This window comes from Streptomyces sp. NPDC014907 (assembly GCF_055562975.1).
On sequence record NZ_JBVHEG010000003.1, the window covers coordinates 275,724 to 288,002 of the forward strand.

The 12,279-nt window shown below is 75.0% G+C and carries 11 protein-coding genes; 9 read left to right on the top strand and 2 right to left on the bottom strand.

From position 1 onward, the window contains the following. Positions 1 to 25 precede the first annotated feature (25 nt). Complete coding sequence (locus ACZ3IL_RS10445) at positions 26 to 1,648, top strand: 3-hydroxyacyl-CoA dehydrogenase (RefSeq protein WP_467388622.1); 1,623 nt, start codon at positions 26 to 28, stop codon at positions 1,646 to 1,648. Further along, complete coding sequence (locus ACZ3IL_RS10450) at positions 1,648 to 2,250, top strand: TetR/AcrR family transcriptional regulator (protein ID WP_467388624.1); 603 nt, start codon at positions 1,648 to 1,650, stop codon at positions 2,248 to 2,250. The genes ACZ3IL_RS10445 and ACZ3IL_RS10450 overlap by 1 nt, the downstream gene beginning before the upstream one ends. A 242-nt stretch (positions 2,251 to 2,492) precedes the next feature. Here the strand turns inward: ACZ3IL_RS10450 and ACZ3IL_RS10455 are convergent, their stop codons facing one another. Next, positions 2,493 to 3,056 carry an Lrp/AsnC family transcriptional regulator gene (locus tag ACZ3IL_RS10455; RefSeq protein WP_467388626.1) on the bottom strand — a complete coding sequence of 188 codons (564 nt, stop codon included), beginning with the start codon at positions 3,054 to 3,056 and terminating at the stop codon, positions 2,493 to 2,495. Between the two features lie 177 nt (positions 3,057 to 3,233). Between ACZ3IL_RS10455 and pdhA the strand changes: the two genes are divergently transcribed. The 7 genes from pdhA to ACZ3IL_RS10490 all read left to right on the top strand — a co-directional run bounded on the left by pdhA (position 3,234) and on the right by ACZ3IL_RS10490 (position 11,628). Then, the gene (gene pdhA / locus ACZ3IL_RS10460) at positions 3,234 to 4,391 is read left to right on the top strand and encodes a pyruvate dehydrogenase (acetyl-transferring) E1 component subunit alpha (RefSeq protein ID WP_467389282.1); all 1,158 of its coding nucleotides are present in this window, start codon (positions 3,234 to 3,236) and stop codon (positions 4,389 to 4,391) included. Beyond that, entirely contained in the window at positions 4,391 to 5,437 is a 1,047-nt protein-coding gene (locus ACZ3IL_RS10465) for an alpha-ketoacid dehydrogenase subunit beta (protein WP_467388628.1), read from the top strand. Before pdhA ends, ACZ3IL_RS10465 begins: the two co-directional genes overlap by 1 nt. Continuing rightward, complete coding sequence (locus ACZ3IL_RS10470; protein WP_467388630.1) at positions 5,437 to 6,846, top strand: dihydrolipoamide acetyltransferase family protein; 1,410 nt, start codon at positions 5,437 to 5,439, stop codon at positions 6,844 to 6,846. The genes ACZ3IL_RS10465 and ACZ3IL_RS10470 overlap by 1 nt, the downstream gene beginning before the upstream one ends. Before the next feature lie 225 nt (positions 6,847 to 7,071). After that, positions 7,072 to 7,923: an NTP transferase domain-containing protein gene (locus tag ACZ3IL_RS10475; protein WP_467388632.1), complete on the top strand. Its 852-nt coding sequence runs from the start codon at positions 7,072 to 7,074 to the stop codon at positions 7,921 to 7,923. Further along, positions 7,920 to 9,473, top strand: coding sequence for a molybdopterin molybdotransferase MoeA (locus ACZ3IL_RS10480; RefSeq protein ID WP_467388634.1), 1,554 nt, complete (start codon positions 7,920 to 7,922; stop codon positions 9,471 to 9,473). The genes ACZ3IL_RS10475 and ACZ3IL_RS10480 overlap by 4 nt, the downstream gene beginning before the upstream one ends. 20 nt (positions 9,474 to 9,493) lie before the next feature. Then, positions 9,494 to 10,555, top strand: a complete 1,062-nt coding sequence (locus ACZ3IL_RS10485; RefSeq protein WP_467389284.1) for a potassium channel family protein — start codon at positions 9,494 to 9,496, stop codon at positions 10,553 to 10,555. 86 nt (positions 10,556 to 10,641) lie between these two features. After that, positions 10,642 to 11,628 (top strand): NAD(P)H-quinone oxidoreductase, encoded by a 987-nt coding sequence (locus tag ACZ3IL_RS10490; RefSeq protein WP_467388636.1) that lies wholly within the window; start codon positions 10,642 to 10,644, stop codon positions 11,626 to 11,628. 70 nt (positions 11,629 to 11,698) lie between these two features. Here ACZ3IL_RS10490 and ACZ3IL_RS10495 read toward each other — a convergent pair whose 3' ends face one another. Next, positions 11,699 to 12,244 (bottom strand): bacterial proteasome activator family protein, encoded by a 546-nt coding sequence (locus ACZ3IL_RS10495; protein ID WP_467388638.1) that lies wholly within the window; start codon positions 12,242 to 12,244, stop codon positions 11,699 to 11,701. Positions 12,245 to 12,279: the final 35 nt, after the last annotated feature.

Below are 12,279 nucleotides of genomic sequence, written 5' to 3' on the forward strand. Positions count from 1 at the left end.
AAACCCATCGGGGAGGATCACCCCCATGAGCGCCAACGTGACCGTCAGGGGGAACGACGACGTGACCGCCAGTGAGACCGCCGCCGAGCGGGCCGGGGAACAGGACCGCGCGGAAGCCCCGGAGCGGGAGTCCGCCGTGGAGCGGCACCGCACCGTCGCCGTCGTCGGCACCGGGACCATGGGACAGGGGATCGCCCAGGTCGCGCTGGTCGCCGGCCACCCCGTGCGCCTCTACGACAGCGCCCCCGGCCGGGCCGGAGAGGCCGTGGCCGCCCTCACCGCCCGCCTGGACCGCCTCGTGGAGAAGGGGCGCCTGGACGCCGGCGCGCGCGAGGAGGCCGCCGGGCGGCTGCACGCGGCGGCGGAACTCGCCGAACTGGCGGACGCCGCCCTCGTGATCGAGGCGGTCGTCGAGGACCTCCAGGTCAAGCGGCGGCTCTTCGCGGACCTGGAGGAGGTCGTCGGGGACGACGCCGTCCTGGCCACGAACACCTCCTCCCTCTCCGTCACCGCCGTCGCGGGAGCCCTCCGCCTCCCCGGCCGCTTCGTCGGCCTGCACTTCTTCAACCCGGCGCCGCTGCTCCCCCTCGTCGAGGTCGTCAGCGGCTTCGCCACCGACCCGGACACCGCCACGCGCGCGTACGCGACGGTGAAGGGCTGGGGCAAGACCCCGGTGCGCTGCGCGGACACCCCCGGCTTCCTCGTGAACCGGATCGCCCGCCCCTTCTACGCCGAGGCGCTGCGGGTCCACGAGGAGGGCGGGGCCGATCCGGCCACCCTCGACGCGGCCCTGCGCGAGAGCGGCGGCTTCCGCATGGGCCCGTTCGAGCTGACCGACCTGATCGGCCAGGACGTGAACGAGGCCGTCACCCGGTCGGTGTGGGAGTCCTTCCACCACGACCCCAAGTTCACCCCGTCGCTCGCGCAGCGCCGGCTCGTCGAGTCGGGGCGCCTCGGCCGCAAGACCGGGCACGGCTGGTTCTCCTACGCGGAGGGCGCCGAGCGGCCCGAGCCGCACACGGCGCCCCCGGCGGAGGCGCCCGCGAGGGTCACCGTCCGGGGCGACCTGGGACCGGCCGAGCCGCTGGTGGGGCTCTTCGAGGAGGCCGGGATCACGGTCCGGCGGCGCGCGATCGGCAGCGGTTTCATCGAACTGCCGGACGGCACCGCGCTGACGCTCACGGACGGGGAGCCCGCCTTCGAGCACGACCGTGAGAACGTCGTCCTCTTCGACCTGGCCTTCGACTACGCGCGCGCGGACCGGATCGTCCTCTCCGCCCGGGAGGACATCGCGCCGGAGAGGCTGGCCGGGGCGGCGGGCCTCTTCCAGGCACTCGGCAAGAGGGTGTCCGTGATCGGCGACGTGCCCGGCATGATCGTCGCCCGCACGGTCGCGATGCTGGCCGATCTCGCGGTCGACGCGGTCGACCGCGGGGTCGCCACCGCCGAGGACGTCGACACGGCGATGCGGCTCGGGGTCAACTATCCGGCCGGACCGCTGGAGTGGGCCGCGAGGATCGGCCACCAGCGCGTGCGCGACCTGCTCGGGACGCTGCACGAGTGGTACCCGACGGGGCGGTACGCGCCGAGCACCGGCCTCGTGCGCCGGGCGTACGACGAGGAAGCCCGGGCGGGGAAGGACTCCTGATGACCACGGCGAAGCGCGACACGTACACCCCCGAGACGCTGCTCTCGGTCGCGGTGCGGATCTTCAACGAGCGCGGTTACGACGGCACGTCGATGGAGCACCTGTCGAAGGCGGCGGGCATCTCCAAGTCGTCGATCTACCACCACGTGACCGGCAAGGAGGAGCTGCTGCGGCGGGCCGTCAGCCGGGCGCTCGACGGCCTGTTCGCGATCCTCGACGAGCCGGGGGCCGGGCGGGGCCGGGCCGTCGAGCGGGTCGAGTACGTCACGCGCCGCACCGTCGAGGTGCTGATCGCGGAGCTGCCGTACGTGACGCTGCTGCTGCGGGTGCGCGGCAACACCGGCACCGAGCGGTGGGCGATGGAGCGGCGCCGCGAGTTCGACCACCGGGTGGCCGACCTGCTGAAGGCGGCGGCCGCCGAGGGCGACCTGCGGGCGGACGTGGACATCCGGCTCGCGACCCGGCTCCTCTTCGGAATGATCAATTCGCTGGTGGAGTGGTACCGGCCGCAGCAGGACTCCGCGGCGGAGCGGGAGCAGCTGGCCGAGACCGTCGCCCGGCTGGCCTTCGACGGGCTGCGGACGGCCCCCGACGGCCCCTGAACGCCCCCGGCGTCCCCTGAACGGCCCTGGTGTCCCCCTGACCCCGGTGTCCCCGGACGGCCTGACGTCCCCCGAACGGCCCCCAGGCCGGCCGGCCTCTGGCGGCCCCCTCCCCGGGCCCCGGTTTCCTTGCAGCCGGGGTCCGGAAGCCTGGCCTTCCCGTGGCCGTGCCTTCCCGTGGCCGGGTCCTCCTGCGGCCGGGTCCTCCTGCTGTCGGGTCCCGTGGCCAGGGGCGGCGCCGGTCAGGCCCCCGTGGTCCGGGGTGGCGCCGGCCGGGCCTCTCCGTGGTCCGGGTCGACGTCGGTCTCCTCGAAGACGAGCAGGGTCCGGGTGGAGAGCACCTCCGGGATCGACTGGAGCCTGGTGAGCACCAGCTCGCGCAGGGTCCGGTTGTCCGGGGTGTGCACCAGGAGCAGGACGTCGAAGTCACCGCTGACCAGCGCGATGTGCGCGGCCCCCGGCAGGTCCTGGAGCTGTTCGCGCACGGTCCGCCAGGAGTTCTGGACGATCTTGAGCGTGATGTAGGCGGAGGCGCCGTGGCCCGCCCGCTCGTGGTTGACGCGCGCGCTGAAACCGCGGATCACGCCGTCGTCGACGAGCCGGTTGATCCGCGCGTAGGCGTTGGCCCGGGAGACGTGCACCCGTTCGGCCACGGAGCGGATCGAGGCGCGCCCGTCCGACTGCAGGATGCGCAGGATGTCGCGGTCGACGGCGTCCAGCGGGCGGGCGGGGAGGGCCGGGGCCGACGGCGCGGGCGCCGGGCGGGCCGCCTGGTCCCGCCCGTCGGCCATTTGTTCATCCGCCATGTGCCCCCGCCTTTCCCCGGTGGACGACCTGCCCCTATCCCAGGCTGTGGAGAACCGTTTGTCCACAGGCTGGAGGTGCCTGTAGCCAAAATGCCTCCACGACCGAACAATCGGTAGGTGAGGCGCACCACACTCGCGCCGCCCGTCTTCGGGTGTCATGCCCGCTCCCACGAGGAGGTGGACTCGTTGCGACAGCGCAGTTCGACAGTCCAAGAGCCGCCCGGTGCCGCACGCGCCCACCGGACCACCCCGCCGGCATGGCAGCCGCGCACCGATCCCGCCCCGCTGCTGCCCGACGCCGAGCCGCTGCGCGTGCTCGGCACGGACGCCGTGGCCGACTCCGACCCCGCGCTGCTGCTGAGGCTGTACGCGGAACTGGTCCGGGGCCGCCGCTACAACACGCAGGCCACCGCGCTCACCAAGCAGGGCCGCCTCGCCGTGTACCCGTCCACCACCGGCCAGGAGGCGTGCGAGATCGCCGCCGCGATGGCCCTGGAGGACCGGGACTGGCTCTTCCCCTCGTACCGCGACACCCTGGCGGCGGTCGCCCGCGGGCTCGACCCCGTCCAGGCCCTGACCCTGCTGCGCGGCGACTGGCACACCGGTTACGACCCGCACGAGCACCGGATCGCGCCGCTCTGCACGCCCCTGGCCACCCAGCTCCCGCACGCGGTGGGCCTCGCCCACGCCGCCCGCCTCAAGGGCGACGACGTCGTCGCCCTCGCCATGGTCGGCGACGGCGGCACCAGCGAGGGCGACTTCCACGAGGCGCTGAACTTCGCGGCCGTGTGGCAGGCGCCCGTGGTCTTCCTCGTCCAGAACAACGGATTCGCGATCTCCGTGCCGCTCGCCAAGCAGACCGCCGCGCCCTCCCTCGCCCACAAGGCCGTCGGGTACGGCATGCCCGGCCGGCTCGTGGACGGCAACGACGCGGTCGCCGTCCACCAGGTGCTCACCGAGGCCGTGGCCCGCGCGCGGCGCGGCGGCGGGCCGACCCTGGTCGAGGCCGTCACCTACCGGATCGACGCCCACACCAACGCCGACGACGCCACCCGCTACCGCGAGGCCGCCGAGGTCGAGACCTGGCGGGCGCACGACCCGGTCCTCCTCCTCGAACGGGAACTGACGGAGCGCGGCCTGCTGGACGAGGACGGCAGGCGCGCGGCGGCCGAGGCCGCCGAGACGATGGCCGCGGACCTGCGCGAACGGATGAACGCCGACCCGGTGCTCGACCCGATGGACCTCTTCGCCCACGTGTACGCGGAGCAGACCGCGCAACTGCGCGAACAGGCGACGCAGCTGCGCGCCGAGCTCGAAGCCGAGGGTGAGGCGTGATGACGACCGCGACGACCGGCCCCGGGACGGCCGGAACCGGCGGGAAGGCCGGGAGGGCCAAACCCGCCACGATGGCCCAGGCGCTCCAGCGGGCCATGCGCGACGCCATGGCCGAGGACCCGTCCGTCCACGTGATGGGCGAGGACGTCGGCACCCTCGGCGGCGTCTTCCGCGTCACCGACGGACTCGCCGCCGAGTTCGGCGAGGACCGCTGCACGGACACCCCGCTCGCCGAGGCCGGCATCCTCGGCACGGCCGTCGGCATGGCCATGTACGGCCTGCGGCCGGTCGTGGAGATGCAGTTCGACGCCTTCGCCTACCCGGCGTTCGAGCAGCTGATCTCCCACGTGGCGCGCATGCGCAACCGCACGCGCGGCACGATGCCGATGCCCCTCGTCATCCGCGTCCCGTACGGCGGCGGCATCGGCGGCGTCGAGCACCACAGCGACTCCTCCGAGGCCTACTACACGGCCACCCCGGGCCTCCACGTCGTCACCCCGGCCACCGTCGAGGACGCCTACGGCCTGCTGCGCGCGGCCATCGCCTCCGACGACCCCGTGGTCTTCCTGGAGCCCAAGCGGCTCTACTGGTCCAAGTCCGACTGGTCCCCGGAGGCGCCCGCCGCCGTCGAGCCGATCGGCCGGGCCGTCGTACGGCGGCGGGGGACCGGGGCCACCCTGATCACCTACGGCCCCTCCCTGCCGGTCTGCCTGGAGGCGGCGGAGGCCGCGCAGGCAGAGGGCTGGGACCTGGAGGTCGTCGACCTGCGCTCGCTCGTGCCGTTCGACGAGGAGACCGTCTGCGCCTCGGTGCGGCGCACCGGACGCGCGGTCGTGGTCCACGAGTCGACCGGTTTCGGCGGTCCCGGCGCGGAGATCGCCGCCCGGGTGACCGAACGCTGCTTCCACCACCTGGAGGCGCCGGTGCTGCGGGTCGCGGGCTTCGACATCCCGTACCCGCCGCCGATGCTGGAGCGGCACCATCTGCCCGGCGTGGACCGGGTCCTGGACGCGGTGGCGCGACTCCAGTGGGAGGCGGACAACTGATGGCCCGGGTTCTCGAATTCAAGCTGCCCGACCTCGGTGAGGGGCTGACCGAGGCCGAGATCGTGCGCTGGCTGGTGGCCGTCGGCGACGTGGTCGCCGTGGACCAGCCGGTCGTCGAGGTCGAGACGGCCAAGGCCGTGGTCGAGGTGCCCTGCCCGTACGGCGGTGTCGTCACCGCCCGGTACGGCGAGGAGGGCACCGAACTGCCGGTCGGGGCGCCGCTCCTGACGGTCGCCGTGGGGGGTGCCGGGGAGCCGGAGCCCGCGGCCCCCGCCCCGGAGACCGCCGCCGACTCCGCCGTCTCCTCGGAGTACTCGGGCAACGTGCTGGTCGGCTACGGCACCGCCGGGCCCGCCGCCCGGCGCCGCCGGGTCCGGCCGGCGTCCCCGGACCCCGTCCGGACGGCGGTGGCACCCGCACCCGCGCCGGTGGCTCCCGCGCCGGCGGTCGCTCCCGTGCCCGCGCCGGTGGCCGGGACCGCCGACGGACACCGGGGGCCCGTGCCCGTCATCTCGCCGCTCGTGCGGAAGCTGGCCAGGGACGGGGGGCTCGACCTGCGGCAGGTGCGCGGCTCGGGGCCCGAGGGGCTGATCCTGCGGGCCGACGTCGAGCTGGCCCTCGCGGCCCCGGCGGCGCCCACCGGCGACGAGACCGCCCCCTCCACCCCCGTCCTTTCCTCCCCCGCTCCTTCCGCCCCGGTCCCTTCCGGCGCCGCTCCGGGCGTGGAGCGGATTCCGCTGCGCGGGCTCCGGGGCGCGGTGGCGGACAAGCTGTCCCGCAGCCGTACGGAGATCCCGGACGCGACGTGCTGGGTCGACGCCGACGCCACCGAGCTGATGGCGGCGCGGGCGGCGATGAACGCGGCGGGCGGACCGAAGATCTCGCTGCTCGCGCTCCTCGCCCGGATCTGCGTCCATGCCCTGGCCCGCTTCCCCGAGCTGAACTCCACGGTCGACACCGCCGCCCGGGAGATCGTCCGCCTGCCGGACGTGCACCTCGGTTTCGCCGCCCAGACCCCGCGCGGCCTGGTCGTCCCCGTGGTCAAGGACGCGGGGCGGCGGACGGCGGAGTCGCTGACGGAGGAGTTCGGGCGCCTGACCGAGGCCGCCCGGCAGTCCGCGCTCACCCCGGCCGACCTGACGGGCGGCACGTTCACGCTCAACAACTACGGGGTGTTCGGGGTGGACGGTTCCACACCGATCGTCAACCACCCCGAGGCCGCCATGCTCGGTGTCGGCCGGATCGTCCCCAAGCCCTGGGTGCACCGGGGCGAGCTCGCCGTCCGCCAGGTGGTGCAGCTCTCGCTCACCTTCGACCACCGCGTCTGCGACGGCGGTACGGCCGGCGGTTTCCTGAGGTACGTGGCGGACTGCGTCGAACAGCCCGCCGTCCTGCTCCGCACGGTCTGACGGCACGCGGAACCGGTCACCGGGCTCGCCGGGCCCGCCGGGCCCGGGCCGTCCGCCCCGGTCCCGTCCGCTCCGGCCCACTGGGCGGGCTCTGCGAGGCCCGGCCTGGCGAAGTCCGGCCCGGCCAGGTCCGACGGGGCGAGGTCCGGCCCGGATCAGGCCGGTGCGTCTCTCCCTGTGGGACGGGCCGGACGTGCGCGGGGGCAGGCGGCCCATACTGCAGGGATGACCACCGCATACGACGCCGTCGTGCTCGCCGGGGGCGCCGCCGAACGGCTCGGCGGCGCCGACAAGCCCGCCGTGCGGGTCGGAGGGCGCACCCTCCTGGACCGCGTGCTCGCGGCCTGCCCCGGTGCCCGCCGGACCGTGGTCGTCGGAGACCCCCGTCCGACCGGCCGGCCCGTCCTCTGGACCAGGGAGGAGCCCCCCGGCGGCGGCCCGGTGGCCGCCCTCGACGCGGGGGTGCGGGAGACGGAGGCCGCCGTGCTGCTCGTCCTCTCCGCCGACCTGCCCTTCCTGGACGGGGCCACGGTGCGGGGCCTCCTCGACGCCCTGGAGGAGGAGCCCGGCGCCGAGGCGGCGCTCCTCACCGACGACGGGGGACGGGACCAGCCGCTCGTCGCCGCCTACCGGGCGGAACCGCTGCGCCGCGAGCTGTTCCGGCTCGCGGACGAGCGGCACGGCCTCGCCCACCTGCCGCTGCGCCACCTCACGCGGGCGCTCCGTGTCGTCCGGGTCCCCGCGGGCCCCCTCGCCTCGTTCGACTGCGACACCTGGGAGGACATCGCCACGGCCCGGGCCCGCATCAGGGAGCATGGGACCGTGCTGGATGAATGGATCACCGCGGTCAAGGAAGAACTGGGCATCGACCTGGACGTCGACACCGGCGTGCTGCTCGACCTGGCCCGCGACGCCGCCCACAACGTGGCCCGACCCGCCGCGCCCCTGACCACCTTCCTGGTGGGGTACGCGGCGGCGCGCGCGGGCGAGGGCGGCCCCGAGGCGGTCGCCGAGGCCGCCCGCAAGGCCGTGGCGCTCGCCCTGCGCTGGGAGTCCGAACAGGACGGGACCGGATGAGCCCGAAGGAGCCCGTGACCGCGGCTCCCGGAGCCCCGGTGCCTTCCGGCACCCCGGCGACCCCCGGAACCCGGGAGTCCTCCGGCACCCCCACGGCCCCCGGAGGTCCTGCGGCCCCCGGTTCCTCCGCGGCCCCCGCTCCCTCCACAGCTCCCGCCACCCCCGCATCCCCCGCACTTCCCGGACCCGCCGCCGACACGAAGGGCGCGCGGCCGCACGGCGCGGTGTCCTGGCCCGGGGCGCGGGCCGCCGCGAGCCGCGCCGGGGCGGTCGCGCGCAGCGGCCGGAGGCCGCCGGGGCTCCCGCTCGGCCGGGCGCTCGGCCGGGTCCTGGCGGCACCGCTCCTCGCCCTCGTCGACCTCCCCTCCTTCGACACTTCCGCCATGGACGGCTGGGCCGTCGCGGGCCCCGGTCCCTGGCGCGTCCGCGAGGAGGCCGCCGTCCTCGCCGGTCACGCGCCGGCCACCGCCCTGTCCACCGGGGAGGCGGTACGGATCGCCACCGGCGCCCCCGTTCCGCCCGGGACCACGGCCGTCCTCCGTACCGAGCACTCCCGGACGGGACCCGCCGACGGTACGGGCGTCCTCCCGCTGCACGCCCTGCGCGAGGTCGTCGCCGGGCAGGACATCCGGCCCCGGGGGCAGGAGTGCCGCTCCGGCGACGAGCTGCTGCCCGCCGGCACCGTCGTGACGCCCGCCGTGCTCGGCCTCGCCGCCGCCGCCGGGTACGACGATCTCCCCGTGCCGCCCCGGCCCCACGTGGAGATCCTGGTCCTCGGCGACGAACTCCTCGCGTCCGGCCTCCCCCACGGAGGACTCATCCGGGACGCCCTCGGACCGATGCTCGGCCCCTGGCTGACGGCGCTCGGCGCGGACGTCCTCGCCACCCGCCGGATCGGTGACGACGCCGAGGAGCTGTACGCGGCCGTCTCCGGTTCGGCGGCCGATCTGGTCGTCACCACCGGGGGCACCGCCGCCGGGCCCGTCGACCACGTCCACCGCGTGCTCGACAGGGCCGGTGCCGCGCTCCTGGTCGACGGGGTGAAGGTCCGGCCGGGACACCCGATGCTCCTCGCCCGCCTCGGGGCCCGCCCGGAGGACCCCCGGCACGTGCGCCATCTCGTCGGGCTGCCCGGCAACCCGCTCGCGGCCGTCTCCGGACTCCTCACCCTCGCCGCGCCTCTGCTCGCCGCCCTGACGGCGGACGGGGACGGGGACGGTGACGACGGAGACGGAGACGGGGACGGAGACAGAGACGGGGGCGGGGCCGGGGCCGGGCCCCGGGCCGCCGTGCCGTACCGTGTGCCCGTTCGGGACGAGGTGCAGGGGCACCCCCACGACACGCGTCTCGTTCCGGTCGTCCACCACGGCGGACAGGTCGTCCCGCTGCGTTACAACGGACCGGCCATGCTCCGGGGCATCGCCGCCGCGGACGCGCTGGCCGTCGTCCCGCCCGGCGGGGCCCGCCCCGGCCGGGAGCTGGACGTCCTCGATCTTCCCTGGCCGGCGACGGCGGGGGCCGTACCGGGCCAAGGAGCGTGTTTCACGTGAAACTTCCCAACCGTGACGTGATGGCCCGTCACGTCGACGAGAAACTCGCCGGGCCCCGGGTCACCCTGCCCCGCCGGGTGATCGAGCGGCCGCTGCGCCAGGTCGGCAGGCGCCTGCTGATGGCGCTCGCCGTGCTGGCCGCGACGGTCCTCATCGTCTACTTCGACCGTGACGGCTACCACGACAACGCCGACGAGAAGCTGGACTTCCTCGACTGCGTCTACTACGCGACCGTGACGCTCTCCACCACCGGCTACGGTGACGTCGTCCCGTACAGCGACACGGCGCGGCTCGCCAACATCCTGCTGGTCACGCCCCTGCGCGTGCTGTTCCTGATCATCCTGGTCGGCACCACCCTGGAGGTCCTCACCGAGCGGACCCGGGAGGAGTTCCGGCTGAACCGCTGGAGGTCCACCTTGCGCGACCACACCGTCATCGTCGGCTTCGGCACGAAGGGGCGGTCCGCGATCCAGACCCTCTGCGCCACGGGACTCAGCAAGGAGCAGATCGTCATCGTCGATCCCTCCAGCAAGGTCATCGAGACGGCGAACGCGGACGGTTTCGTCGGGGTCATCGGAGACGCGACCCGCAGCGCCGTGCTGCTCCGCGCCGAGGTGCAGCGGGCGCGGCAGATCGTCATCGCCACCCAGCGCGACGACACGGCCGTCCTGGTCACGCTCACGGCACGCCAGCTCAACCGGGGCGCCAAGATCGTCGCCGCCGTCCGCGAGGAGGAGAACGCGCCGCTGCTGCGCCAGTCCGGCGCGGACGCGGTCATCACCAGCGCCAGCGCCGCCGGCCGCCTGCTCGGCCTCTCCGTACTGAGCCCCAGCGCCGGCACGGTGATGGAGGACCTGATCCAGCAGGGCTCCGGCCTCGACCTGGTCGAGCGCCCGGTGACCAAGAGCGAGGTCGGCAAGAACGTGCGGGAGACCGGGGACCTCGTGGTCAGCGTGCTCCGGGGACACCGGCTGCTCGGCTACGACGACCCCGCGGCCAGCCCGCTCCAGCTCACCGACCGCCTGATCACCATCGTGCGCGCCGTACCGGTCACCCGCCTCTCCCCGCCGCCGGAGGACTGAGGCGTCCGGGGACCGCCCCCGGTCGCGGTTCCGATCGCGGTCCCGGTCCCGGCCCCGGTCGCGGTCCCGGGAGTAGCCTCGCCGACATGTATGCGATCACGATTCCGGAACCCGGTGGACCCGAGGCCCTGATCTGGTCCGAGGTGCCCGACCCCGTGCCCGGCGAGGGCGAGGTCCTCGTCGAGGTGGTGGCGAGCGCGGTCAACCGCGCCGACCTGCTCCAGCGCCAGGGCTTCTACGATCCGCCGCCGGGCAGCTCCCCGTACCCCGGGCTGGAGTGCGCGGGCCGGATCGCCGCACTCGGCCCCGGGGTGTCCGGCTGGGCCGTCGGCGACGAGGTGTGCGCGCTGCTCGCGGGCGGCGGCTACGCGGAGAAGGTCGCGGTCCCGGCCGGCCAGCTCCTGCCGGTGCCGAAGGGCGTCGATCCGGTCACGGCCGCCGCGCTCCCCGAGGTCGCGTGCACCGTCTGGTCCAACGTCTTCATGGGCGCGCGCCTCGTCCCCGGCGAGACGCTGCTCGTGCACGGCGGGGCCAGCGGGATCGGCACGATGGCGATCCAGCTCGCGAAGGCGGTCGGCGCGCGGGTCGCGGTCACCGCGGGCGGCCCCGAGAAGCTGGCGCGCTGCGCCGAGCTGGGCGCGGACGTCCTCATCGACTACCGCGCGCAGGACTTCGTGGAGGAGCTGCGCGGGGCGACGGGCGGAGCCGGGGCGGACGTCGTCCTGGACATCGTCGGCGCCAAGTACCTGGAGCGGAACGTGAAGGCGCTGGCCGTGAACGGCCGGCTCGTGGTCATCGGCCTCCAGGGCGGGACGAAGGGCGAACTGAACCTCGGAGCGCTGCTCGCGAAGCGCGGCACCCTCATGGCGACCACGCTGCGGTCCCGCCCGGTGCGGGAGAAGGCGGAGATCGTCGCCGCCGTCCGGGAGCACGTCTGGCCGCTGGTCGAGGCGGGCACGGTCAGGCCGGTCGTCGACCGTACGGTGCCGCTGCCGGAGGCCGCCGAGGGGCACCGGGTGCTGGAGTCCGGCGGGAACGTGGGCAAGGTCCTGCTGCTCGCGCCCCGGGCCTGACCGGCCGGACGCGGGAGGGCCCGGCACCCCGGGGTGCCGGGCCCTCCCGCGTCCGCGCGCCGTCCCGGTCCTACAGGTACGGGCCCGAACGCACCGCGTGGCCCGGGCCGTGGTCGTCGTCATCGTCGTGGCCCGCGCCCGGCGGCAGCGCCCGGCGCATCTGCTCCAGCTGGGCGCGGGCCGCCATCTGCTGGGCGAACAGCGCGGTCTGGATGCCGTGGAAGAGGCCCTCCAGCCAGCCCACGAGCTGCGCCTGCGCGATGCGCAGCTCCGCCTCGGAGGGGATCGCGTCGTCCGTGAACGGCAGGGAGAGCCGCTCCAGCTCCTCGACCAGCTCGGGCGCGAGCCCGTCCTCCAGCTCCTTCACGGAACCGGCGTGGATGTCCTTGAGCCTGACGCGGCTGGCCTCGTCGAGAGGGGCCGCGCGCACTTCCTCCAGAAGCTGCTTGATCATGCTGCCGATCCGCATGACCTTCGCGGGCTGCTCCACCATTTCCGTCACCGGGACCTCGCGGGATTCGTCGTCACCCTGAGTGCCGCCGAGCGCCATCCCGTCCTGTCCCACGATGAGGACCTGGGGGCTCTCCTGCGACCTGTCATTCCTCGGCTTCTCCATGCCGCCATTCTCTCGCACACCTGCTTCACCACGGG